Consider the following 23,997-nt stretch of genomic DNA (forward strand, 5'->3'; position numbering starts at 1 on the left):
GGACCGCGGGGTCACTTCAGCAGGTCCCCGGCCTCCTCCGCGACCGCGTCCACCGGCACGTCGGTCACCCATGACACCTCGTGCGCGCACCGACCGGCGTGCGGGTCGAGCCCGCCCGCGCCGCAGACCGGGCAGGCGGGCGTCCACGACACCAGCGGCCGGTGGCGGTGGCGGGAGAGCGGGCCGGCGTTGATCAGGTTGCCGCACCAGTAGACCGCCACCGTCGCCGTCCCCACCGCGGCCGCCAGGTGGCGTGGCCCGGTGTCGTTGGCCACCAGCAGATCGCACCGCTCGTACAGCGCGGCCAGCCCGCCCACGCTCAGCTCCCCGGCGACCGCGGCCGGTGGCCGCCGCATCGCCCCGGCCACCCTGGCCACCAGGTCGCGCTCCGCCCGCGACCCGGTGACCACGACCGGCCGGCCCAGCCGGTCCGCCACCGCGGCGAAGCGCTCCGGCGGCCACCGCCGCCTCGGGTCGTTGGCCCCCGGATGTATCGCGACCAGCCCTTCCGGCAGCTCGCCCAGCTCCGCCCGGTCGCGCGCCGTCACGGTCAGGCGCGGCTCGGTCAGGCTGGTGTGGCCGCCCACCAGTGCCGCGACCTCCAGATACCGCATCGTCTCGTGCTGGAAGTGGATGTACCGTACCCACCGGTCCAGCGGCGGCGCGTCCGGGGCGCGGAGCCCGGCCGTCGTCCCCGCGCCGAGCGCCCGCACGAACGGGTTGGAGTAGCGCCCGCCGCCGTGGATCTGCACCGCCAGGTCGAAGCGCGACTCCCGCAGCCGCTCCAGCAGCCCGGCAGGCGCCCGGTGGCCGTCCTCGGAGGTGGACACCCCGGTGATCGGCGGGAGCGCGATCACCTTGTCCACCGGGCCCGGCCGCCCGGCCAGGAAGTCGGCGTGCCACGGCAGGGCGAGCAGCGTGAGCTCGGCGTCCGGGTAGGCGTTCCTGATCGCCTCGACGCCGGGCAGCGCCAGCAGGAAGTCGCCGAGCGCGTTGGCGCGCAGCACCGCGATCCGCCGCACCCCGGCGACCGTGCTCACGGCTGTTCCAGGACGGTCGTCGGCGGCTCCAGACGGTAGGCCCGGCCCGCTCCCCCGTACCGCTCCCTCACCCGCAACCGCGCCACCACGTCCGCGTACGCGGACTCCGCCGGCGGGTCGTGCGCGACGGGCGCCCGCGACCGGTCGGAGATCACCACGCGGGCGCCGGTCACGCGCCGCGCCGCCAGGCCGGCCAGGGTGACCAGCACGGGACGGTCCCTGGTCGGGACGAGCACGTCGAGGTCGCGGGCGTCGGGCACGGTTGCCGGGCTACCCCCACCTTCGGGGCGACAAACCGGACAACCCTGCTGACCTGGGCATACGTCGGGTCACCGGTCCGGGCGTTCTCCGGCGCGGCGCTCGTCGCGCTGGTTGGCGCGCACGCTGGTGAGCGTGACGGTGAGCAGGACCGTGACGATGACGCCCAGCGAGGCGAGGGTCGGGATCTCGGGGACCTGCGGCCAGATGCCGTGCGCCCAGTGCAGGACGAGCTTGACGCCGATGAACGCCAGGATGAGGGCGAGCCCGTGGTTGAGGTAGCGGAGCTTGCTGAGGGCTCCCTGCAGCACGAAGTAGAGCGCCCGCAGGCCGAGCAGGGCGAAGGCGTTGGTGGCGAACACCAGGAACGGGTCCTCGGTGACGCCGTAGACGGCGGGCACGGAGTCGACGGCGAACACGATGTCCGTGGCGAAGACCGCCACGATGGCCAGCGCCAGCGGGGTCAGCGCGTACCGCCCGGCCTCCCTGACGACGAGCCGCGAGCCCCGGTAGTCGTCGGTCACCGGCACGAACCGGCGCAGCAGCCGGATCGAGCGGATGGAGGAGATGTCGACCTCCTGCTCCCTGCCGCTCGCCGCGTCCTTGAAGACCTTCCCGGCCGTCAGCACGAGGATCGCGCCGAACAGCAGGAACGCCCACGTGCCGCTCTGCAGGGCGGCGGCTCCGAGCGCGATGAAGACGGCCCGCAGCACCAGCGCCCCGATGATCCCGTAGAGCAGGACACGCTGGGCCAGCGCGGCGGGCACCGCGAAGGCGCCCAGCAGCAGCATGAACACGAACAGGTTGTCCACCGACAGCGACTTCTCCACGACGTAGCCGGTGAAGAACTCCACCGCCACGGTGGAGCCGGCCCACGCCCACAGGCCGAACCCGAACACCACGGGAAGGGCCAGGTAGAAGATCGACCAGCCAGCCGCCTCGCGCATCCGCACCTCGTGCGGGCGCCGCGTGACGACGAAGTCGAGCACGAGCAGGGCGACCAGCCCCGCGATGGTGATCGCCCACAGCTGGGGTGAGGCGATCGTCTGCAGTTCGACGGCAGCCAAGACTGACGTGGCGGGCATGCATCCTCCTCGAACGCTGAGCCGTTCGAGGTCTCCTTCACCCGCTTGACGCGGGCGGCCGCCCGGGGACCCGCCACAGGTCCGTACTGACCGGGTTCGACGCTTGGGAAGTACTCCCCTCGTTGCCCTCCACGGTAAAGCATCCGTGGAGGGTGATCCACCCGGGGATGCTCACGTACAGGCCGGGGGCTGCGGGCGGCGTGCCCACCACTATATTGAGGCGGTGCATCACGCTTCTGAGATCCGTACGGTGACGACCGAGGCCGAGCTCCGGGAGATCGTGCCGGAGCCGTCGCAGGGCATCTGGGACAAGGACATCGGCCGGATCGACGAGCACGCCCGCGCGATCATCGCCCACTCGCCGCTCGTGCTGCTGGCGACCTCGAACCCCGACGGGACGTGCGACGTCTCGCCGCGCGGCGACCCGGCCGGGTCGGTGCTGGTCCTCGACGACCACCGCCTGGCGCTCGCCGACCGGCCCGGCAACCACCGCGTCGACAGCTTCCGCAACGTGCTGCGCAACCCCCACGTCGGGCTGCTGTTCATCGTGCCGGGGATGAACGAGACCCTGCGGGTCAACGGCCGCGCCACCCTCGTGTCGGACGCGCCGTTCTTCGACGACCTGGTGGCCCGGGGCAGGCGGCCCCGGCTGGCGGTGCTCGTGGACGTCGAGGAGCTCTACATGCACTGCGCGAAGGCGTTCCTGCGGTCGTCGCTGTGGAAGCCCGAGACCTGGCCGGCCCGCGACAGCCTGCCCACCCTCGGGCAGATCGCCAAGGACCACCTGGGACTCAGGGACGTTCCGGCGGAGGCGATCGACGAAGGGCTCGCTCTGGACGCCCGCACCAACCTGTAGTCAGGGCAGGAGGAGTGCCTTGATCGCGCGGCGCTCGTCCATCGCCCGGTAGCCCTCCGCGGCCTGGTCCAGTGGCAGGGTCAGGTCGAAGACCTGGCCGGGATCGATCTTCCTGTCGCAGATCAGCCCGATCAGCTCGGGAAGATACTGCCGCACCGGCGCCGGCCCGCCGTGCAGGTGCACGAGTGAGAAGAACAGCTCGTCGCCCTGCAGCGCGACGTCGTGGGAGACGCCGACGAAGCCGACGTGGCCGCCGGGGCGGGTGGAGCGGATGGCCTGCGTCATCGACTCCTGGGTGCCGACCGCCTCGATGACGCTGTGCGCGCCGAGCCCGCCCGTCAGCTCCTTGATCCGGGCCACCCCTTCGTCGCCGCGTTCGGTGACGATGTCCGTGGCGCCGAACCGGCGGGCCAGCTCCTGCCGGGGCGCGTGCCGGCTCATCGCGATGACCCGCTCGGCCCCGAGCTGCCCGGCCGCGAGGATCCCGCACAGTCCGACGGCGCCGTCACCGACGACCACGACGGTCTTGCCCGGCCCGGCCGCGGCGGCGACGGCGCCGAACCATCCGGTGCCCAGCACGTCGGAGGCGGCCAGCAGGCTCGGCACCAGATCGGCGTCCGGCATGCCAGGGGTCGCGACGAGCGTGCCGTCGGCGAGCGGTATCCGCGCCAGCTCGGACTGCGTGCCGATCGAGCCCATGAGCACCCGGTGGACGCAGCCGCTCTGGTAGCCCGCCCGGCAGATCTCGCAGGTGTTGTCGGAGGCCCAGAACGAGCCGACCACGAACTGACCCGGCCTGATGGTGGTGACCTGGCCGCCGACCTCCTCCACGACGCCGACGTACTCGTGCCCCATGGGAGCCGCCCCGTCGAGCTTCTCGACCCCCCGGTAGGGCCACAGATCGGATCCGCAGACGCAGGTCGCCGACAGCCGGATGATCGCGTCGGTGGGCTCGACGATCACCGGGTCGGGACGCTCCTCGACGCGGACGTCGCCCGGAGCGTACAGAACTGCTCCACGCATGGTGAATCCCCTCTTTCACGTAGGTGTCAGGCTTCCCCCGCCCCGCTTCCGAAAACGGGAAGCCCGGAGCGGGGCGCCCGGGTTTACCCGGCCCAAGCCCTCGCCTCAGCTCCTCCGTACCTTCGCCGGGTAGGGAAGGACAGGCCAGCGGCCAGGGGAGGGAAGACCATGTCCGATACCGATCGCCGCCCGCGCGTCATCCAGGGGCCGGAGAGCGTCCCGGTGTCGCTGAGGATCAACGGCAGGCCCCGGGTCCTCCAGGTCGAGCCGCGCGTGAGCCTGCTCGACGCGCTGCGCGAGCACCTCGGCCTGACCGGCACCAAGAAGGGCTGCGACCAGGGCACCTGCGGGGCCTGCACCGTGTGGTCCGACGGCCGGCGGGTGCTCGCCTGCCTGATGCTGGCCGTCACCGCCGCGGGCCGCGAGATCACCACGATCGAGGGGCTCGCCGGCGACGACGGGCCGCACCCGATGCAGCGGGCCTTCGTCGAGAACGACGCCTTCCAGTGCGGCTACTGCACCCCTGGACAGATCATGTCCGCGGTCAAGCTGATCGAGGAGGGCAACGCCGCCACCGACGAGGACATCGCCGAGTTCATGAGCGGCAACCTCTGCCGTTGCGCGGCGTACCCGAACATCCGCGCCGCCATCCGGCAGGTCCGCGACGGCGCGGGAGGCGCGTCGTGAGGCCGCTCACCTACAGCAGGGCCAGGGACGTCGGCGACGCGATCGCCCTGGCGGCGGCGAGTCCCGCGAGCGCCTTCCTGGCCGGCGGGACCAACGAGGTGGACCTGATCCGGGCGGGCGTCTCCCGCTCCGGCCACCTGGTGGACATCAACGACCTGCCGCTGACGGCCGTCGAGGACCGTCCCGGCGGCGGTCTGCGCATCGGCGCGCTCGCCCGCATGACCGACGTCGCGCGGGCGCCGATCGTCGTCCGCCGCTTCCCGGCGATCTCCCGGGCGCTGCTGCTGGGCGCCTCCGAGCAGTTGCGGAACATGGCGACGATGGGCGGCAACCTCTGCCAGCGCACCCGCTGCCCCTACCTGCGCGACGGCGTCTCGCCCTGCAACAAGCGCGAACCGGGGACGGGCTGCTCGGCGCTCGACGGGCTGAACCGGGGCCACGCGATCCTCGGCACCAGCGAGCGCTGCATCGCCACCCACCCGTCGGACGTCGCCGTCGCGCTGGTGGCGTTCGACGCCGTCATCCGGACGGCGGGGCCCGGCGGCGAGCGCGCGATCGCGGCCGACGACTTCTTCCTTCTTCCCGGCGACACGCCCGAGGTCGAGCACCCGCTGGCGCACGGCGAGCTGATCGTCGGGATCGACGTTCCCGGCGAGCCGCTCGGGATCGGCTCGGTCTACCTCAAGTTCCGCGACCGGCAGTCGTACGAGTTCGCCCTCGTCTCGGTCGCGGCGGCCGTGGAGGCGGAGGACGGGATCGTCACCGGCGTCCGGCTCGCTCTGGGCGGGGTCGGCACGAAGCCCTGGCGGGCGAGGCGGGCGGAGGCGGCGCTCGTCGGCGGCCCGGCGGACGAGGCGGCCTTCCGGCGGGCCGCCGCGCTCGAACTCGACGCCGCCGTGCCTCGCCGGTACAACGCGTTCAAGGTCGAGCTCGCGCGCCGCGCGGTGGTGCGCGGTCTGACCCACAGCCTGAGGGGAGCCCGGCCATGACCACGGTCGGCACGCCGGTCACGCGGGTGGACGGCCCGGCGAAGGTGACCGGCGCCGCGCGGTATTCAGCGGAGATCTCGCCGCCGGGGGCGGCGCATCTCGCGATCGTCGGCGCGTCCGTCGCCGCCGGCCGGGTGTCCGCGATGGACACCGGCGCGGCGCACGCGGCGGAGGGCGTCCTCGCCGTGCTCACCCACGAGAACCTGCCGCGGATCGCCGCACCGCCGCGCCTGCTGCCGTCGCTGGCGGGCCTGACCGCGCCCGGTGAGAGCTTCTTCCCGATGCAGGACACCGTCGTGCACTACGCGGGACAGCCGGTGGCCCTGGTCGTCGCCGAGACGTACGAGCAGGCCCGGTACGCGGCTTCGCTGGTGCGCGTCTCGTACGACGTCGTCCAGGCGACCGCCACGATCGAGCAGGGGCGCGGCCGGTCGTACGAGGCGGAGCGCCTGTTCGGCGGGCTGCTGCCGGGGCGCGAGGAGCGCGGCGACGCCGAAGCCGGCCTGGCCCGGGCCGACGTGCGGGTGGAGGCCCGCTACCGGATGGCGGCCAACCACCACAACGCCCTTGAGGCGCCGTCGACGGTCGCCGTCTGGGACGGCGACGAGCTGACGTTGTACGAGTCGACCATGGGCGTGCGGGCCACCCAGCAGACCGTGGCCCACCTGCTCGGCCTGCCCGTCTCCCGCGTCCGGGTCATCACGTCCTTCGTCGGCGGCGCGTTCGGCTCCAAGGCGATGGTGTGGCCGCACACGACGCTCACCGCCATGGCCGCTCGGCACGTCGGCCGGCCGGTGAAGCTGATGCTCACCCGGCCGCAGATGTTCACCTCGACGGGGCACCGCGAGGAACAGGAGCAGAGCATGGCGCTCGGCGCCACCCGGGACGGCCGGCTGACCGCGATCCGGCACGAGAAGCTGTCGGTCACCTCGCCGTTCGACGACTGGGCCGAGCCCGCGACCGGCGTCTCGTCGCAGCTGTACGCGTGCGGCGACTACCTCGGCGTGCACCGCCTCATCAGAGGCAACACCATGACGCCGACCTTCACCCGGGGCCCCGGTGAGACCCTCGGCGTCTTCACCCTTGAGGCGACGATGGACGAGCTGGCCTACCGGCTCGGGATCGACCCGCTCGACCTGCGGCTGCTCAACCACGCGCGGACCGACCCGCACGGCAACCCGTGGTCCAGCGGCGGGCTGGAGGAGTGCCTCCGCCTCGGCGCCGAACGATTCGGCTGGTCCGGGCGTGACCCGGCCCCGCGCACGCGGTCCGACGGAGACTGGCTGATCGGCACCGGGATGGCGGCCGCGGCGTACCCGGTGGCGTTGTTCATGCCGCCCCAGCGCGCCCGGGCCCGTCTCTTCGCCGACGGCAGCGCGGTCGTGCAGACCTCGACGCAGGAGATCGGCACCGGCGTGCTCACCATCGCCACCCAGGTCGGAGCGGACGCGCTCGGCGTCACCCTCGCCGACCTGCAGGTCCAGGCCGGCGACACCGATCTGCCCAACAGCACGGCGGCGGTGGGCTCGACCGGCGCGGGCATGGTCAGCTCCGCCGTCCACGCCGCCGGCACGGCGCTGCGCGAGCAGCTCGTCGCGCTGGCGGTGGGTGACGAGGCGTCACCGCTGCACGGCGTCGCCCCCGGGTCGGTGACCGTGGCCGCCGGGCGCCTGTCCTCCGCCGAACGTCCCGGCGCCGCCGACACGTACCGTGAGCTGCTCGAACGCCACCACCTGTCCGACGCGGAGGCGACGGGCACGTGGCGGCCGCCGCCGCTGGACACGCCGCACGGCCTGCTCACCTTCGGCGCCCAGTTCGCCGAGGTCGCCGTGGACCCGGAGTTCGGCCTCGTCCGCGTCCGCCGGCTGAGCGGCGCGTTCGCGCCCGGACGGGTCCTCAACCCGCTCCTGGCCCGCAGCCAGCTGATGGGCGGCATGCTCTGGGGCCTGGGTCAGGCTCTCCTGGAAGGCAACCACGCGGACCCGCGCACGGGCCGCTGGGCCGCGGCGAACCTGGGCGAGTACCTCGTGCCGGTCAACGCCGACGCGCCCGAGGTCACGGTCGACCTCGTCGAGGTGCGCGACGAGGTCGTCGGCCCGCTCGGCGTCAAGGGGGTCGGGGAGATCGGTCAGGTCGGGGTGGCCGCCGCCATCGCCAACGCCGTCTTCCACGCGACCGGCCGCCGGGTCCGCGGCCTGCCCATCGCGCCCGAGACGGTGATGGACCCGGCCTGGTGACGGCCCGGGGGACCGCGAGCGACGGCTCGCGCCGCTCGCGGCGCATGGTCACCTGGACGCGAGCATGCCGTGCGGGTCGATCACGTACTTGCGCGCCGCGCCCTCGTCGAACTCGTGGTAGCCGCGCGGGGCGTCGTCCAGCGAGATCGGGGTGGCGTTGACCGCCTTGGCGATCTGCACGCGGTCATGCAGGATCGCCTGCATGAGCTGGCGGTTGTACCGCATGACCGGGCACTGGCCGGTGACGAAACTGAGCGACTTGGCCCAGCCGAGACCGATCTGGATCGACAGCGAGCCCTGCTTGGCCGCCTCGTCCGCCGCGCCGGGGTCACCGGTCACGTAGAGTCCCGGGATGCCGAGCGCGCCACCCGCCCGGGTGACGTCCATCACCGTGTTGAGCACGGTCGCGGGCTGCTCCTTCTCCGCCTCCTTGCCGTGGCCGCGGGCCTCGAAGCCGACGGCGTCCACGGCGCAGTCCACCTCGGGCTCGCCGAGGATCTGCTCGATCTGGTCCTTCGGCTCGCCCTCGGCCACGTTGACGGTCTCGCAGCCGAAGCTCCTGGCCTGCTCCAGACGGTCCTTGTTCAGGTCGCCGACGATGACGACGGCGGCGCCGAGCAGGAACGCCGAACTCGCCGCGGCGAGCCCGACCGGTCCGGCCCCGGCGATGTAGACGGTCGAGCCCGGCCCCACCCCGGCGCTCACACAGCCGTGGAACCCCGTCGGGAAGATGTCCGAGAGCATGGCCAGGTCGAGCATCTTCTCCATCGCCTGGTCCTTGTCCGGGAACTTCAGCAGGTTCCAGTCGGCGTACGGCACCAGGACGTACTCCGCCTGGCCGCCCACCCAGCCGCCCATGTCGACGTAGCCGTAGGCGGAGCCGGGCCGGTCCGGGTTGACGTTCTCGCAGATGCCGGTCTTGCGTTCCTTACAGTTGCGGCAGCGGCCGCAGGAGATGTTGAACGGCACGGACACGAGGTCGCCGTTCTTGACGTACTCGACGTCGGGGCCGGTGTCGACCACCTCGCCGGTGATCTCGTGACCGAGGATGAGGCCCGTCGGGGCCGTGGTACGGCCTCGGACCATGTGCTGGTCGCTTCCGCAGATGTTGGTCGCGACCGACTTGAGTATCGCCGCGTGGGGCAGTTTGCGGCCCACGTTGGCCGGGTTGACGCCCGGACCGTCCTTGAGTTCGTAGTCGGGATAGTCGGTCACGCGTACCTCGACCTTGCCGGGGCCCTCGTAGGAGACTCCTCTGTTACCTGACATGACGTGCCCTCTCCCTTGTACGGGTGCGAATGGCGGGTGGTCACGTGGTCATCGATCACCCCCGGGGCCGGGGCGGCGGCGTGGGCCGTGCGCCGGGCGGTCGCGTACCAGGTCGTCGCGAGAGCTCCGGGCCACCGGGACGTCCCGCGCGAGGTCCTCCTCGTCACCCGGCCGCCGGGTGCCGGTGATCTCCCCGGCGGTGCCCTGCTCGGCCGCCTCGGGCAGCTCGCGCGCCGGGCGCGCCACCTGGTCGTACACGAGCACGGCGAGTACGGCTCCGACGACCGGGCCGATGATGTAGACGCCGAACTCCGACCATGGCGTGTCACCGCCGAACACGCTCGTCGTCAGGTACGGGCCGAAGGTGCGGGCGGGGTTGACGGAGCCGCCCGTCATGGGGCCGATCACGAAGATCTCGCAGGCGACGGCCATGCCGATGATCCACCCCGCCCAGCCGCTCGGCGCCCGGCGGTCCACGGCCATCGCCATGATGGTGAGCATCAGCAGGAACGTGCCCATCACCTCCAGCAGGATGCCCTGCCCATAGCTCACGCCCTCGCCGAGAGCGGTGAGCCCGGTGCCCAGGTCGGCGGCCCGGCGGCCGAAGCCGCCCACGATGAGCAGACCGCCGGCGAACGCCCCGATGAGCTGCGCCACGATGTACGGTGGCACCTCCGCCCACGGGAATCTGCGGCCCGCCGCCAGGGCGAGGGTGACGGCCGGGTTGATGTGCGCGCCCGACGTGCTGCCGAAGGCGTAGATGACCAGCGCGACGACCACGGCGAACGACAACGAGATGAAGCCGAGCGCGGCGTAGGAAAGCTCACCGTTGCCCATGAGCAACGCGGCCACCACGGATCCCGGACCGAAGATCACCAGCAGCATTGTCCCGATGGCTTCCGCGACGAGCCGCCGTGGAAGGTCTCCGACCATCGCAACCCCCAGATGACGATGGTTCACAATCCCCCTGATTTCCCAATATATATACCCAGGTCCAGGCCCCTAAGCGGAGTCATCCGCAGCGGCGGCGCACCTCGTCCAGCCGCTCGGTGAGACCGGCCCTGTCGAGGTGTTCGAGCAGCGGCACGGCGACCCGGCGGGTGGTGCCGAGCGCGCGTCTGGCCTGGCTGACCGTGAACGGCTGCGGCAGCCGGCTGAGCACCTCGGCCGCCCGCCCGTCGGCTCCCGGCAGCAGCACGATCCCCTCGCCCACCCGCAGCAGGCTCCCCGCCCGCACGGCCGCCGCCAGCTCCTTCGGGCCCAGCCCCAGCTCGGCCAGCCGCCCCGCCTCCGGCGCCTGGAACGGCCGCGCCGCCAGCTCCCGCTGCACCCGCTCCACCGCCAGCGCCACGGGCCCCGGCAGCCCCGCCGGCCTCGCCACGACGCGCCCGCCGGCGAGCGTGAGCGGCGGCCCCACCAGCGCCGCGACCAGCCGCCGGTCCGGCAGCCCCAGCGCGCGCCGGGCCGCCTCGACCGGCATGGCCGGCTCCAGGGGATTGCGCTCCGCGTACCGCCGCGCCGCCTCGCCCAGCCGCCTCCGCGACTCCTCCCAGTAGTCCGGATCGGCGTGCCACTCCCCCGCCACCCCGGGAACCTCGGGCGCCGCCCCCATGGCCCGCAGGTCGGCGGCCCGCAGCAGCCGATGCACCCGCAACGCGAACGCCGCGTCGAGCCCGGCGGGGTCGGGCTTCGGGAGGGCCTTTTCCAGCTGGGCGGCTCGCTCTCTGCCGGCGCCCCGGCCGCGCAGGGCCCGGGGGCGCACGTCGAGGACGGCCGCCCCGGCGAGCACCCGCACCTCGGACCGGTCGCGCCCGGGGTCGCGCAGCAGCAGCACGTCGCCGAGATGCAGCGGCACCGGCCGGTCCAGGCGCAGCCGTACGAAGCGGCCGCCGAGGTGCCGCGCCTCGGCCGTCACGGCCGCCGACCCCACGTGGACGGTCAGCCGCCGAGGCAGGCCGGGATCCTCCTGCGGCTGTTTCCCGACAGACGCGACGCGTACGTCCACCGACTCCGTGTACGTCCACCCGCCCGGCGTGACGAGCGCCTGCCCGCGCCAGGGGAGGTCGTGCCCGCGCAGGTTGACCGCCACCCGGGCGACCCCGGACACCGTGTCCCGCGCCCGCTTCAACGACTCCAGGCCCCTGACCCGCACCGGCTCGCCGTCGAGCAGCAGCTCGTCGCCCACCGACACCGTCCCGGCGGGCAGCGTGCCGGTCACCACCGTCCCGCTGCCGGTCACGCTGAACGTCCGGTCGATCCACAACCGGACCGCCGCCCCCGGATCCGGCCGGGGCAGCCCGGCCACCAGCCGGTCCAGCGCCCGCCGCAGTTCGTCCAGCCCCTGACCGGTGCGCCCGCTCACGGCGACCGCCGCCACCCCACCGCCCGGCTTCCCGAGAGCCTCGTCCAGGCGGGCGCGGGACCGCTCGATCGCCGGGCCCGGGTCGGCGAGGTCCGAGCGGGTCACCACCAGCAGGCAGTGCCGTACCCCGAGGGCCTCCAGGGCCACCAGGTGCTCCTCCGACTGCGGCATCCACCCCTCGTCGGCCGCCACCACGAACACCACGGCCGGTACGGGCCCGACCCCCGCGAGCATCGTGCCGAGGAACCGCTCATGACCTGGCACGTCGACGAACGCGAGCGGCTCCCCCGACGGGAGGGACGTCCACGCGTACCCGAGCTCGATGGTGAGGCCGCGCCGGCGTTCCTCGTCCAGCCGGTCGGGCTCCATGCCGGTGAGTGCCCGTACCAGGGTGGACTTGCCGTGGTCGACGTGACCCGCGGTGGCCACGACGTGCATCAGCCCACCACCTCCGCGGCCGCCAGCACCGCGCGCGCCACGTCGTCGTCGCGTTCGGGCGGGACGGCTCGCAGGTCCAGCAGCAGCTGGGCGCCCTCGATCCGGCCGACGACCGGCGGATCGCCCGTCCGCAGCGGGACGGCGAACCGTTCGGGCAGGCTCACGGCCGCGCTCGGCAGCAGCACGCCGGGAGCGCCGCCGCCGCCGACGGCGGCCTCGCTCGGCACCCCCGAGGCGTCGATCCCGGCGCCGGCCAGGCGACCGGCCAGGGCGGCGGCGCGCCTCTCCAGCACGGCCGGATCGGCGTGCAGCGCCTGCCGGACCGGCGGGACGGGACCGCGCAGCGTCGCCTCCAGCGCGGCGAGCGTGAGCTTGTCGACCCGCAGCGCGCGGGCGAGCGGGTGCCGGCGGCAGCGTTCGACCAGGTCGCACCGGCCCAGGAGGAGGCCCGCCTGCGGCCCGCCGAGCAGTTTGTCGCCGCTGGCCGTCACCAGGTCAGCGCCCGCCTCGATCATGGTGGCGGCGTCGGGTTCTGCGGGCAGCAGCGGCTCACGGGCCAGCAGGCCGGAGCCGATGTCCACCACGACGGGCACGCCGAGCCCGGTCAGCTCCGGCACCTCGGCCGAGCCGGTGAAGCCCTCGATCCGGAAGTTCGACGGGTGGACCTTGAGCACGAACCCCGTCGCCGGCCCCACCGCGTCGGCGTAGTCGCGGACGGAGGTGCGGTTGGTGGTGCCCACCTCACGCAACCGCGCCCCGGTGGAGGCGAGCAGGTCGGGGATGCGGAACCCGTCGCCGATCTCGACCAGCTCGCCCCGGCTGATCACGATCTCCCGCCCGGCGGCGAGCGCGGTGGCGACCAGGACGAGGGCGGCGGCGTTGTTGTTCACGACGTGCACGTCCTGCGCCACCGGCACGGCGCCGGCGAGCGCCTCCAGCGTGCCCCGGCCCCGCCGCGACCGGGCGCCCGTCGCCAGGTCGAACTCCACGTCGGCGGACCCGGCGGCGGCGGTCATCGCCTCGACGGCCGCCGCCGACAGCGGGGCCCGGCCGAGGTTGGTGTGGATCAGCACGCCGGTGGCGTTGACGACCGGACGCAGGCTCGCCGCGCGGGCCGGGAGCGCCGTCACCGCCGCGTCGGCCACCTCCTCGGGGGCGATCTCGCCCTGCCGGGCCCGCTCCTGCGCCGCCGCCACCGCGGCCTTGACCACCGACCGGCCCAGCCGCCCGCCCGCCTCCACCAGGCGCGAGTCGGCGAGCACGGCGTCGGTGCGTGGCACCCGCCTGCGTCGATCCATATTCCCGAACATAAGCGGAGGCGGGCGGGAATCGAACCCGCCGGGCCGAGGACCTCGGCCTCCTGAAAAGTCGGGGCCCGGCGCGCCCGGGCGGGATCCGGCTTCAGGAGGCTTCGTCGAGGCGCCGGCGCTGGGGGACGACGGTGTACTTGGGGTCGGCGGCGGAGGCGCGGCCCGCCGCGAGGATGCCGAAGCGGGTGCACAGCGAGCCCGCCGTGAGGGCGAGGCCGGACACGGCGTTGAGTGCGCGGCTGCGTCCGGCGACCACGGCGAGCAGCCCGCCGCCGGCCGTCAGGACGCGCGCGGCGCGCATGAGCCGGCCCGCCCGTCCCACCTGGTACGGCTCCCCCAGGAACCCGAGCCGGCGCTCCATCAGCTGCCCCGCGACCGTCTCCACGCCCGCCCCGAGCGCGGCCACCGCGCGGGCGGGACCGGCGTGGGCCGGCGGCGTGCCCAGCATCCCGGCCGCCCCCGCAGCGGCCATCGCGCTGCCCGCGAACAGGAACGGCAGCTCCCGGTACGCCTCGTGCCAGGCGGGCACGGCGGTGTCGGCGACCAGGACGGCGGTGTAGGTGGCGGTCAGCGGCCCGGTCACCGCGGTGGCCAGCAGCGCCGCGTCACCGGCGGCCGGCAGGATGCCGGTCAGGTCACCGGCCAGGGCGGCGGCCGACAGCCCGCCGTGCGCGGCGAGGATCCACGAGCCGACGCTCATCGGCGAGGTGAGCTTGAAGACGCGGAACATGTTGAGGAACCGTTCGGGCCTGCCCAGCTCGGCGGAGAGCAGCCCGGCGCCCAGGGCCGCCCCCGCCGCCGCCGCGACGCGGGCGGTGCGGTCGAGGCGGGTCCGGCCGGTCAGCCGGGCCATCACGGCCATCGAGGACGAGACTCCCGACACACCTCCCAAATACAGATATGTCGGCATGTGGGGTTCGTGCCAGATGGGCGGCTTGATCACCGGGCGGCCGTAGTAGGACCGGAACTCCGCCTCCGGCACCACCTCCCGCGCCACGGCCCTTTCCCGCTTCACCGCCGCTCCCCCGTACGCAGGAACGCCAGAGCCACGGCACCGGCCGCCGACAGCGCGGCCGCGCCCGCCCAGCCCCACATGGCGGGCAGGTCGCGGGTGGTCACCACCGGGTCCGGCGGCAGGCCGTACACCTCGGGCTCGTCCAGCAGCAGGAAGAACGCCCCAGTCCCGCCCACCCCGTCATCGGGGCTCTCCCCGTACAGGCGGGCCTGCTCGTTCCCGTCGGCGCGCAGCCGGGCCACCCGCTGCTCGGCGCGCTCCCGCAGCTCGTCGAGCGGGCCGAACTGGATCGAGTCGGTGGGGCACGCCTTGGAACAGGCGGGTTCGAGGCCGCCGCGCTGGCGGTCGTAGCACATCGTGCACTTCCAGGCCCGCCCGTCGCCCTCCCGCCGGTCGATCACGCCGTACGGGCAGGCGGGCACGCAGTAGCCGCACCCGTTGCAGATGTCGGCCTGCACCACCACCGTGTCGAACTCGGTCCGGAACAGCGCCCCGGTCGGGCACACGTCCAGGCAGGCGGCGCGCGTGCAGTGCTTGCACACGTCGGAGGACATCAGCCACCGGTCCACGCCCTCGTCACCGCCGACGGCCACCGGTCGTGACTGCTCGATGAACGCGACGTGCCGCCAGGTGCTCGCCCCCAGCATGCCGGTGTTGTCGTAGGAGGTGGCCTCGAAGACGAAGCCGTCGTCGGGGATCTGGTTCCACTCCTTGCAAGCCACCTCGCACGCCTTGCAGCCGATGCACACGCTCGTGTCGGTGAAGAACCCCATCCGCTCAGCCACGGCGGTACCTCTCCAGCAGGTCGAGCGCCGCCGGGCCCCTCGGCCGGCGCCCCGGCCGCACGTCACAGGTCATCGCCTTGCCTTCCTGGATGTAGACGTTCGGATCGAGGACCAGCGGCGTCAGGTCGTTGGTGACGTCACCGGTGACCAGGCCTCCTCCGCCCCACCCCCAGTGGTACGGCAGGCCGACCTGGTGGACGATCACGCCCCCGAGGCGCAGCGGCCGCATCCGCCCGGTGACCAGCACCCTGGCCTCCACCACGGCGCGGCTGGTCACGATCGTGGCCCAGCCGCCGTTGGTCAGCCCCGCTTCGGCGGCGAGCCGCGGCGACACCTCGCAGAACAGCTCGGGCTGCAGCTCGGCGAGGTAGGCCAGCGGCCGGCTCATCGCGCCCGCCGTGTGGTGCTCGGTCAGCCTGTACGTCGTCAGCACGTAGGGGAAACGTCCGTCCGGCGCGTTGTACGGGCTCTCCGGCCGGTTGTAGGTGTGGCGTGCCGGGTTGGCCTGCTGGGCGTAAAGGGGGTTGGCGACCGGAGACTCGTGCGGCTCGTAGTGGGCGGGCAGCGGGCCGTCGACGAGCCCGAGCGGCACGTACAGCCAGCCCTTGCCGTCGGACTGCATGATGAACGGGTCGGTCCCGGCGAGCGCGTCCTCGGCGAAGGCGCCCTCGGGCGGCACGTAACCGGGCGGCTTGCCGATCTCGCAGTCGGGCACGTCGTGGCCGGTCCACTCGCCGCGCTCGGCGTCCCACCACACGTACGCCTTGCGCTCGCTCCACGGGCGGCCCTCGGGATCGGCGGAGGCCCGGTTGTACAGGATGCGCCGGTTGGCCGGCCACGCCCAGCCCCATTCGGGCGCCACCGCGGTCTGCTCCCGGCGGGGGCGGCGGCGGGCGGCCTGGTTGACCTCGTCGGCGTACACCCCGCAGTAGATCCAGCAGCCGCAGGCCGTGGAGCCGTCGGCGCGGAGCTGGCTGGTGGACGACAGCGCCCGCCCGTCGGGGCCGACCCCGTTGATCTCGCGGAGCACGGCCTCGGCCGAGGGCTCGCCGTGCACGCCGAGCTCCGGATAGTCCCAGGTCAGCTCGCGCACCGGCCGGTCGATCTCGTCGTCGGTCAGCCGCCGCCTGATGAGCTTGCCGAGGTGGTAGTAGAACCACAGCTCGCTGCGGCAGTCGCCGGACGGGTCGACCGCCTTCTCCCGCCACTGGAGGAGCCGCTGGGTGTTGGTGAACGTGCCCTCCTTCTCCACGTGGCTCGCGGCGGGCAGGAAGAACACCTCGGTGCCGATGTCCTCGGTGCGCAGTTCGCCCGTCTCCAGCTCCGGGCCGTCCAGCCAGAACGTGGCGGTCTCCACCAGGGCCAGGTCACGGACGACGAGCCAGTCGAGGTTCGCCAGGCCGAGGCGCTGCGCCCGGCCGCCGGAGGAGCCGACCACGGGGTTCTCCCCCACCACGAAGTAGCCCTTCACGATGCCGTCGATCTGGTTCATCACGGTGGTGTAGTGGCCGTGGTCGCCGGTCATGCGCGGCAGGTGGCCGAAGCAGAAGTCGTTCTCCTCGGTGGCGGCCTCGCCCCACCACGCCTTGAGCAGGCTCACCAGGTAGGCGCGCCGGTTGCCCCAGAAGCCCGTGCTGCCGCCCTCCAGCTCCAGGTAGTGGTCCAGGCCTTCGTGCCGTCCGGCGTCCGGCATGTCCAGGTAGCCCGGCAGGATGTTGAACAGCGTCGGGATGTCGGTCGAGCCCTGGATGCTGGCGTGGCCGCGCAGCGCCAGGATGCCGCCGCCGGGCCGTCCCATGTTGCCCAGCAGGAGCTGCAGGATCGAGGCGGTGCGGATGTACTGCGCGCCGACGCTGTGCTGGGTCCAGCCGACGGAGTAGACCCAGGCGGTGGTGCGCTCGCGGCCGGAGTTCGCGGTGATCGCCTCGGCCAGCTCGGCGAAGTCGTCACGCGGGATGCCGCAGAGCTGTTCGACCAGCTCCGGGGTGTAGCGGGCGAAGTGCCGTTTCACGATCTGGTAGACGCAGCGCGGGTGGGTCAGCGTCGGGTCCGTGGGCGGGCTGGGGTGCACGGCGGCCCCGCGCGCGCCGTAGGTGTCCGGCCCCGCCGTCTTGGCGTGCCGGGCTCCGCCCTCCGCCTGCTCGGAAGGGTGGCCCTCAGGCGTGGACTCGTACGCCCAGCTCCTCGGGTCGTACGTGGCCGTCTCCGGGTCCCAGCCGGAGAACAGGCCGTCGAGGTCCTCGGTGTCGCGGAAGTCCTCGGACACGAGGGAGGCGGCGTTGGTGTACGCCAGCACGTACTCCCTGAAGTCCAGCTCGTTCGCCATCACGTGGTTGATCAGCGCGCCGAGCAGCACGATGTCGCTGCCCGCGCGGATCGGCAGGTGCCGGTCGGCCAGCGCGCTGGTGCGCGTGAACCGCGGGTCCACGTGGAAGACCTTCGCCCCGCGCGCCTTGGCCTCCATCACCCACTGGAACCCGACGGGGTGGCACTCGGCCATGTTGGAGCCCTGGATGACGATGCAGTCCGCCTCCGCCAGATCCTGCTGGAAGGTCGTCGCGCCGCCACGCCCGAAGCTGGTCCCCAGACCGGGGACGGTGGAGGAGTGTCAAATACGCGCCTGGTTCTCCACCTGGATGGCGCCGAGGGCGGTGTACAGCTTCTTCATCAGGTAGTTCTCTTCGTTGTCGAGCGTCGCCCCGCCCAGACTGGCGATGCCCATCGTGCGGCGCACGACCTTGCCCTCGTGGGTGTCCTCCCAGGTCTCCCGCCGGGTGCGCACCACCCGGTCGGCGATCATCTCCATCGCGGTGTCCAGGTCGAGCCGCTCCCAGCCGGTGCCGTACGGCCTGCGGTAGAGCACCTGGGTCTGGCGTCCCGGATGGGTGACGAGCTGCTTGCTGGCCGCCCCCTTGGGGCAGAGCCGTCCCCGGGAGATCGGGGAGTCGGGGTCGCCCTCGATCTGGGTGACCTTGCCGCCCTCGACGTAGACGAGCTGGCCGCAGCCGACCGCGCAGTAGGGGCAGATGGACCGGGCCACCGAGGCGGCGTCCTCGGTGCGCGGGCGCAGGGCGTCGGTGCGGCGCGACCGTGCCGCGTCGCCCCTGCCGTCCTGGCCTCTGAGCTGCCGGATCACCGGCCAGCGGGCCGGCCATCCCCTTCCTGCCATGGTGCGATCCATGCCCGGTTTCGGAGGGCATATTCCGGCGACTCGCGGGCGGACTGGTCACGTCCGTGGACGTGACGTTTCAGGCGGCCGCTTCGGCGATCAGCCTCGCCGCCTGCCGCACCTCCCGCTCGGTGCTCCACCGGCCCAGGGACAGCCGCACCGCCTCGGACGCCCGCCCGGCCGGCAGGCCCATGGCGAGCAGTACGGGCGAGGGGGCGTCGACGCCCTCGTGGCAGGCCGATCCGGTGGCGGCGGCGATGCCGGGGACCGCGGCCAGCAGGGCCCGGCCTCCGACGCCGTCGATGCTCACGTTCAGCGTCCCCGGCAGCCGTTCGGCCGGGTGACCGTTGAGATGGACCCGGCCGGGCAACCGGGCCTCCAGTTCGGCGTGCAGCAGGTCGCGCAGGGCGGCCAGCCGTACGGCGCTGCCGGGCAGTTCGAGCCGGGCCAGCTCGGCGGCCTTGCCGAGGGCGGCGACCAGGGCGACGTTCTCCGTACCGGCCCGCAGCCCGCCCTCCTGGCCGCCGCCGTGGATGAGCGGATGGAGCCGGGTGCCGGAGCGCACGTAGAGGGCGCCCACGCCCTTGGGCGCGTACATCTTGTGGCCGACCATCGTCAGCAGGTCCACGCCGAGGGCGGACACGTCGAGGGGCACCTTCCCGGCGGCCTGCGCGGCGTCCGTGTGGAACAGGGCCCCCGACTCGTGCGCGACGGCGGCCAGCTCGGCGATCGGCTGCAGGGTGCCGGTCTCGCTGTTGCCGTAGGCGATCGAGACCAGGGCGGTCTGCCGCTCCCGGACGGCGGCGTGGAGCACGTCCGGGTCGACGCGGCCGTGCGGGTCCACCGGCACCCGCGTCACGGTGAACCCGTCCGCGCGCAGGCTCTCGCAGGAGCGCAGCACCGCCGGATGCTCGGTGGCCAGGGTGACGACCTGCCGCCCCGGGGAGCCGAGGGCGGCACCGCGGACGGCCAGCGTGTCGGCTTCGGACCCGCCGCTCGTGAACACGATCTCACCGGGTCGGGCGCCGAGCAGTCCGGCCACCTGGCCGCGGGCGCGCTCCACGGCCCGGCGCGGCTCACCGGCATAGGAATGGCCGCTGGAGGGGTTGCCGAAGTGCGTCGTCAGGTAGGGCAGCGCGGCCCGCAGCGCCTCGGGATCGACCGGGGTGGTGGCGTTGTAGTCCAGGTACAGCGCGCCACCGGCCAGCGCGGGATGCGCCTGGGCCCCGTCGTTCTCGCTCACGTACCGATCTTGCTCTGACCAGGCGTGACTCCGCAACGTACTCCCGTCGATCAGCCATGAACATACGGGATGTCCGTGGCATGGGTTTTGCCTAGGTATTCGGCGACCTGCCTTACTCCGCGAGCAAGCTTGGCAGAAGTGCGATCGATTGCAGCTCATTCACACGTTAAGTTGCGTATATCCGTTTCTGAGGATGTTTCCCCAGGTCACGTCGATAAGACGTCGTGGCCTGGGGCTTTTGTTCGAACACGCGCGGGAGGCACCTTCTATGGCGACATACGGCTATCGCTGTCCGCATTGTCGCGACATCGAGGTCGCCTTTCCGATCGGCACCGCACCCGCCGCGGTGCGGTGCCCGGACTGCGGCGCGACCTCGACGCGGAGGTTCTCGGCGCCGATGCTGGCGCGCACTCCGGCCGCCCTGTCGGCCCGGTTGCGGCGGGCGGAGCGCAGCGCCTCCGAGCCCGAGGTCGTCACGTCCCTGCCGCCGCGCCGCGCCCCGGCCGCGGTGCCCGTCCATCCCGCCACCGGTCGCCTGCCGCGCCCGTGACCGTCCCTGTGCCGAAAGGATCCAGCCGTGCCAGAGCTGATCTTCCCGCTCGACTCGACCAAGAAGTTCACCGACCAGGCCAAGATCGGTCACAACCGCTGGCATCCCGAGATCCCGCCGGTGGCGCGGGTCAAGCCGGGCGACAGCTTCCGGGTCCACTGCCGGGAGTGGTTCGACGGCGCGATCCACAACGACGACTCCGCCGAGGACATCCGTGACGCCCCGCTGACGAAGGTGCACGCGCTCAGCGGCCCGTTCGCGGTGGAGGGGGCCGAGCCGGGCGACCTGCTGATCGTGGACATCCTCGACGTGGGTCCCATCCCCCAGGAGGACAGCGGCCCCCTGGCCGGCCAGGGCTGGGGTTACACCGGCATCTTCGCCAAGAAGAACGGCGGCTCGTTCCTCACCGACCAGTTCCCCGACGCCTACAAGGCGATCTGGGACTTCCGCGGACAGGAAGCCACCTCGCGCCACATCCCGGCGGTGTCGTTCACCGGCATCACCCACATCGGGCTCATGGGCACCGCGCCGTCGGCGGAACTGCTGGCGAAGTGGAACCAGCGGGAGGGCGCGCTGATCGCCACCGACCCGGCGAGAGTGCCGGCGCTGGCCCTGCCCCCGGAGCCTCAGGACGCCATCCTCGGGTCGGTGTCCTCGTCCGCGTTCGACAGGATCGCCGGCGAGGCCGCCCGCACCGCGCCGCCCCGGGAGAACGGCGGCAACCAGGACATCAAGAACCTCACCCAGGGCTCCCGCGTCTTCTATCCGGTGTTCGTGCCCGGGGCGAACCTGTCGCTCGGCGACCTGCACTTCTCCCAGGGCGACGGCGAGATCACCTTCTGCGGCGCCATCGAGATGGGCGGCTTCGTCGACCTGCACGTCGACCTCATCAAGGGCGGCATGCGGACGTACCGCGTCGGCGAGAACACCATCTTCATGCCGGGCCGCACCGCCCCCCAGTACAGCGAGTGGCTCGCGTTCTCCGGGATCTCCGTCACGCTGGACGGCGAGCAGCGCTACCTCGACTCGCAACTGGCCTACCAGCGGGCCTGCCTGCACGCGATCGACTACCTGACGACGTTCGGCTACAACCCCGAGCAGGCATACCTGCTGCTCGGCGCCGCCCCGATCGAGGGCCGGCTGTCGGGAGTGGTGGACATCCCCAACTCCTGCGCCACGGTCTACCTGCCGACCGCGATCTTCGACGTCGACGTACGGCCCAGCGCGTCCGGGCCGGTCCGCGTGCCGGAGGGCACCAGCGCACCGCACGCCGCCTTCGGCTGAACCACCGGGCACGTGCCTGGTCAGCGGCCATGCGCGCCGGATAGCGTTCTACGCTGATGCTCGCGGACGCCTGGTCGGTTCGCCGACGGGCGCTGAGAGTTCCGCGGGGCAGGGGATGCGAGCAGTGAAGGCAGACGGGGGCGGCGCGCCGGGCGCGGGCCGGGTGCGGGCGTGGGTGTCCGTCGTGCTGGCCGTGCTGTCGGTGTCGCTGACCGTGGCCGGCACCGCGATCCAGTTATCGGTGCCCGAGGAGTGGTCGCCGTGGCCGCCCCTGGCGCCCGACCACGGCGCGGGCCTGATGTTCCCGCTGATCGGCGCCTTCCTGATCGCGCACCGTCCTCGCCTGAAGCTCGCCTGGCTGATGTGTGTCGGCGGCCTCGGCTGCGCGGTCAACGTGATGGTGACCGGGCTGCAGTTCGCGCAGGCGTCGGCCGGCGACCTGGAGAGCGCCGGATGGCTGCGCATCCTGGCCGTCGTGGGCTGGATCGTCGGGGCCTGCGCGCTGGGGATCCTGACGCCGCTGCTCTCACCGGACGATCGCCTGCCCTCCCGCCGCTGGCTGCCGGTGGCGATCACCGGGGTGGCCGCGACCGTCGTCGAGGGCGTGCGCATCATCGTGCGGCCGACGCCGCCCGCGAGCACCTACCGCTGGCCGGAGGTCATCCCGAATCCGCTGGCGATCGAGCCCCTGGCTCCCTACCAGGGGGTGCTGACGCGCTCGCTGACTCTGCTGATCAACGCGTGTGTGGTGCTCGCCCTGATCTCCCTGCTGGTACGGCTGCGGCACGCGACCTCGGCGGCGCGCAGGCAGATCGCCTGGCCGCTGAGCGCGTTCGTCGTCTACACGGTGTTCGTGCTGCTCGGCGAGGCCTACTGGCTGCCGGCGACGATCTGGACCGGGCTGCTTCCGGTGACGATCGCGTTCGCGGTGCTGCAGTACCGCCTGTACGGCATCGACACCGTCATCAGCCGGACCGTCATCGCGACCGGCCTGATCGCCGCGGTCGGCGGGGCCTACTTCGGCACCGGCGCCCTGGCCGCGCTGCTGGTCTCGGGCTACGACCAGGTGGCGGGGCTGGCCGCCGCGCTGGTGACGGGCGTGTTCTTCCAGCCGCTGCGCACGCGTCTGCGCCGCCTCACCGACGTGATGCTGTACGGCAGGCACGGCCAGCCGGAGGAACTGGCCAGGAGACTGGCGCGCGAGGTCGGCGAGACCGAGCCGGTGAACGCGCTGGCCGCCGTCACGGCGGTGGTGCACGACGGCCTGGGCGTGACCGGGGTCGTCGTTGAGGTCGGCACAGAGGCCGGCACCGAGGCCGGCACCGCGGGCATGCGGGTGGAGCTGGGGACGATCGGTCCGGACCCGCGTGCCGTGCCGCTGGTGTGGCACGGCGAGCCGGTCGGCCGGATGCTGATCGGGCCGCCAGGGCCGCGCCGCTTCTCCGCCGCCTACACCGAGCGGCTGATCAGCACGGCGACCGTCCACGTCGCCGACGTCGCGCACGCCGTACTGATGACGGCCGACCTGCAACGCTCCAGGGAGCACATCCTGAACGCCCGTGAGGAGGAGCGGCGCAGACTCCGCCGCGACCTGCACGACGGCCTCGGCCAGGCGCTCACCAACATGTCGATGTCCCTGACCATGGCCCAGCTGCGCCTGCGCGAGGTGCCGTCCACCGCCGACCGGATGCTGCGGGACCTGCGCGGCAGCATGGACTCGGTCAGCCAGGAGGTCCGCGAGCTGGTCTACGGCCTGCGCCCGCCCAGCCTGGACGACCTGGGCCTGCTCGGGGCGGTGCGCGCGCTCGCCGCTGAGCCGGGCCCGCCCGTCCAGGTCGAGGTGGAGGGCGAGACCCGCGATCTGCCGGCGGCCGTGGAGGTGGCGGCGTATCGGATCGCGCAGGAGGCGCTGACCAACGTGCGCAAGCACGCCGACGCCACCCGGATCGTCGTCACGCTGGCCTGCTCGGAGCACGCGCTGGTCGTACGGGTCCGCGACGACGGCAAGGGGCTGACCGGCCACCAGCGCTCCGGCGTCGGCTTCGCCTCGATGCGCGAGCGCGCCGCGGAGCTGGGCGGCACCTGCCGGATCACCCAGGCGCCCCTGACCGGGCCGGGGACGCAGGTGGAGGCCACGTTCCCGCTTCCCAGGCCTTCTGACGTCGGTGAGGCAGGCGTGAAGCCTCGATGGTGAGCACGACCACCTCAAGGGTTGATCAGCGCGCACTCACCGGGGTGCCGCCGAAGACCTTCGCGGCGTCGAGGTTGTCCAGCAGCGCCGCGCTCTGCTCGTCCAGCTTCCTGGGCAGCATGTCCCAGGCGAAGGCGTAGTAGGCACCCGCGCCACCAGCTCTTCCGGCAGGTCGGGCCGGTGCCCGTGTCCTCTGTCGCGGGTCC

19 protein-coding genes and 1 pseudogene are annotated in these 23,997 nt (G+C 73.2%); 8 read left to right on the forward strand and 12 right to left on the reverse strand.

All coding sequences use genetic code 11. The features are described 5' to 3' along the window. Positions 1–11: 11 nt before the first annotated feature. From ABD999_RS05665 to ABD999_RS05675, 3 genes are all read right to left on the reverse strand, one after another. Positions 12–1,040: a glycosyltransferase family 9 protein gene (locus tag ABD999_RS05665; protein WP_271279938.1), complete on the reverse strand. Its 1,029-nt coding sequence runs from the start codon at positions 1,038–1,040 to the stop codon at positions 12–14. Next, positions 1,037–1,300: a hypothetical protein gene (locus ABD999_RS05670; RefSeq protein ID WP_271279939.1), complete on the reverse strand. Its 264-nt coding sequence runs from the start codon at positions 1,298–1,300 to the stop codon at positions 1,037–1,039. Before ABD999_RS05670 ends, ABD999_RS05665 begins: the two co-directional genes overlap by 4 nt. 69 nt (positions 1,301–1,369) lie before the next feature. Then, positions 1,370–2,383 (reverse strand): TerC/Alx family metal homeostasis membrane protein, encoded by a 1,014-nt coding sequence (locus ABD999_RS05675; protein WP_148032189.1) that lies wholly within the window; start codon positions 2,381–2,383, stop codon positions 1,370–1,372. A gap of 223 nt (positions 2,384–2,606) precedes the next feature. On the opposite strand from ABD999_RS05675, the gene ABD999_RS05680 reads away from it, so the two are divergent. After that, positions 2,607–3,239, forward strand: coding sequence for a pyridoxamine 5'-phosphate oxidase family protein (locus ABD999_RS05680; protein ID WP_271279940.1), 633 nt, complete (start codon positions 2,607–2,609; stop codon positions 3,237–3,239). On the opposite strand, the gene ABD999_RS05685 is transcribed toward ABD999_RS05680, so the two are convergent. Further along, on the reverse strand, positions 3,240–4,262 hold the full coding sequence (locus ABD999_RS05685; RefSeq protein ID WP_271279941.1) for a zinc-dependent alcohol dehydrogenase family protein: 1,023 nt from the start codon (positions 4,260–4,262) through the stop codon (positions 3,240–3,242). A gap of 168 nt (positions 4,263–4,430) precedes the next feature. On the opposite strand from ABD999_RS05685, the gene ABD999_RS05690 reads away from it, so the two are divergent. The 3 genes from ABD999_RS05690 to ABD999_RS05700 are packed head-to-tail and all read left to right on the forward strand — an operon-like array spanning position 4,431 to position 8,175. Then, on the forward strand, positions 4,431–4,949 hold the full coding sequence (locus ABD999_RS05690; protein ID WP_271279942.1) for a (2Fe-2S)-binding protein: 519 nt from the start codon (positions 4,431–4,433) through the stop codon (positions 4,947–4,949). Beyond that, complete coding sequence (locus ABD999_RS05695; protein ID WP_271279943.1) at positions 4,946–5,938, forward strand: FAD binding domain-containing protein; 993 nt, start codon at positions 4,946–4,948, stop codon at positions 5,936–5,938. The genes ABD999_RS05690 and ABD999_RS05695 overlap by 4 nt, the downstream gene beginning before the upstream one ends. Then, positions 5,935–8,175, forward strand: coding sequence for a xanthine dehydrogenase family protein molybdopterin-binding subunit (locus ABD999_RS05700; protein ID WP_271279944.1), 2,241 nt, complete (start codon positions 5,935–5,937; stop codon positions 8,173–8,175). Before ABD999_RS05695 ends, ABD999_RS05700 begins: the two co-directional genes overlap by 4 nt. A 48-nt stretch (positions 8,176–8,223) precedes the next feature. Here ABD999_RS05700 and fdhA read toward each other — a convergent pair whose 3' ends face one another. From fdhA to ABD999_RS05740, 8 genes are all read right to left on the reverse strand, one after another. Further along, on the reverse strand, positions 8,224–9,444 hold the full coding sequence (fdhA, locus tag ABD999_RS05705; RefSeq protein ID WP_219548689.1) for a formaldehyde dehydrogenase, glutathione-independent: 1,221 nt from the start codon (positions 9,442–9,444) through the stop codon (positions 8,224–8,226). Positions 9,445–9,492: 48 nt separating this feature from the next. Continuing rightward, on the reverse strand, positions 9,493–10,377 hold the full coding sequence (locus tag ABD999_RS05710; protein ID WP_271279945.1) for an MIP/aquaporin family protein: 885 nt from the start codon (positions 10,375–10,377) through the stop codon (positions 9,493–9,495). A gap of 79 nt (positions 10,378–10,456) precedes the next feature. Then, on the reverse strand, positions 10,457–12,244 hold the full coding sequence (locus ABD999_RS05715) for a SelB domain-containing protein (RefSeq protein ID WP_345482598.1): 1,788 nt from the start codon (positions 12,242–12,244) through the stop codon (positions 10,457–10,459). Continuing rightward, a complete protein-coding gene (selA, locus tag ABD999_RS05720; protein ID WP_271280520.1) occupies positions 12,244–13,542 on the reverse strand; it encodes an L-seryl-tRNA(Sec) selenium transferase in 1,299 nt (432 codons plus the stop codon). Before selA ends, ABD999_RS05715 begins: the two co-directional genes overlap by 1 nt. Positions 13,543–13,645: 103 nt before the next feature. Further along, the gene (gene nrfD, locus ABD999_RS05725) at positions 13,646–14,569 is read right to left on the reverse strand and encodes an NrfD/PsrC family molybdoenzyme membrane anchor subunit (RefSeq protein WP_345482599.1); all 924 of its coding nucleotides are present in this window, start codon (positions 14,567–14,569) and stop codon (positions 13,646–13,648) included. Then, on the reverse strand, positions 14,566–15,342 hold the full coding sequence (locus tag ABD999_RS05730) for a 4Fe-4S dicluster domain-containing protein (protein ID WP_148034666.1): 777 nt from the start codon (positions 15,340–15,342) through the stop codon (positions 14,566–14,568). Before ABD999_RS05730 ends, nrfD begins: the two co-directional genes overlap by 4 nt. A gap of 4 nt (positions 15,343–15,346) precedes the next feature. Further along, complete coding sequence (gene fdh, locus ABD999_RS05735) at positions 15,347–18,523, reverse strand: formate dehydrogenase (protein WP_271278575.1); 3,177 nt, start codon at positions 18,521–18,523, stop codon at positions 15,347–15,349. A 79-nt stretch (positions 18,524–18,602) separates the two neighbouring features. Beyond that, positions 18,603–19,766 (reverse strand): cysteine desulfurase family protein, encoded by a 1,164-nt coding sequence (locus tag ABD999_RS05740; protein ID WP_271278574.1) that lies wholly within the window; start codon positions 19,764–19,766, stop codon positions 18,603–18,605. A 268-nt stretch (positions 19,767–20,034) separates the two neighbouring features. On the opposite strand from ABD999_RS05740, the pseudogene ABD999_RS43865 reads away from it, so the two are divergent. The 4 genes and pseudogenes from ABD999_RS43865 to ABD999_RS05755 all read left to right on the forward strand — a co-directional run. Continuing rightward, positions 20,035–20,151: pseudogene (locus tag ABD999_RS43865) on the forward strand (FmdB family zinc ribbon protein); the annotation flags it as partial. A 12-nt stretch (positions 20,152–20,163) separates the two neighbouring features. Beyond that, the gene (locus tag ABD999_RS05745; RefSeq protein ID WP_271278573.1) at positions 20,164–20,316 is read left to right on the forward strand and encodes a hypothetical protein; all 153 of its coding nucleotides are present in this window, start codon (positions 20,164–20,166) and stop codon (positions 20,314–20,316) included. 27 nt (positions 20,317–20,343) lie between these two features. Further along, complete coding sequence (fmdA, locus tag ABD999_RS05750; RefSeq protein ID WP_271278572.1) at positions 20,344–21,600, forward strand: formamidase; 1,257 nt, start codon at positions 20,344–20,346, stop codon at positions 21,598–21,600. Between the two features lie 115 nt (positions 21,601–21,715). After that, complete coding sequence (locus tag ABD999_RS05755; protein WP_378525102.1) at positions 21,716–23,794, forward strand: sensor histidine kinase; 2,079 nt, start codon at positions 21,716–21,718, stop codon at positions 23,792–23,794. The last annotated feature ends 203 nt before the right edge of the window (positions 23,795–23,997 follow it).

Origin of the sequence: Nonomuraea ferruginea (assembly GCF_039540635.1) — a bacterium.
Lineage (GTDB): Bacteria > Actinomycetota > Actinomycetes > Streptosporangiales > Streptosporangiaceae > Nonomuraea > Nonomuraea ferruginea.

Coding starts and splice junctions, on each gene's coding strand:
- fdhA (WP_219548689.1), bottom strand. CDS start 9,444: ATGTCAGGTAACAGAGGAGTCTCCTACGAGGGCCCCGGCAAGGTCGAG.
- ABD999_RS05700 (WP_271279944.1), top strand. CDS start 5,935: ATGACCACGGTCGGCACGCCGGTCACGCGGGTGGACGGCCCGGCGAAG.
- ABD999_RS05710 (WP_271279945.1), bottom strand. CDS start 10,377: ATGGTCGGAGACCTTCCACGGCGGCTCGTCGCGGAAGCCATCGGGACA.
- ABD999_RS05715 (WP_345482598.1), bottom strand. CDS start 12,244: ATGCACGTCGTGGCCACCGCGGGTCACGTCGACCACGGCAAGTCCACC.
- selA (WP_271280520.1), bottom strand. CDS start 13,542: ATGGATCGACGCAGGCGGGTGCCACGCACCGACGCCGTGCTCGCCGAC.
- ABD999_RS05755 (WP_378525102.1), top strand. CDS start 21,716: ATGCGAGCAGTGAAGGCAGACGGGGGCGGCGCGCCGGGCGCGGGCCGG.
- ABD999_RS05685 (WP_271279941.1), bottom strand. CDS start 4,262: ATGCGTGGAGCAGTTCTGTACGCTCCGGGCGACGTCCGCGTCGAGGAG.
- ABD999_RS05675 (WP_148032189.1), bottom strand. CDS start 2,383: ATGCCCGCCACGTCAGTCTTGGCTGCCGTCGAACTGCAGACGATCGCC.
- ABD999_RS05690 (WP_271279942.1), top strand. CDS start 4,431: ATGTCCGATACCGATCGCCGCCCGCGCGTCATCCAGGGGCCGGAGAGC.
- ABD999_RS05730 (WP_148034666.1), bottom strand. CDS start 15,342: ATGGGGTTCTTCACCGACACGAGCGTGTGCATCGGCTGCAAGGCGTGC.
- ABD999_RS05745 (WP_271278573.1), top strand. CDS start 20,164: ATGCTGGCGCGCACTCCGGCCGCCCTGTCGGCCCGGTTGCGGCGGGCG.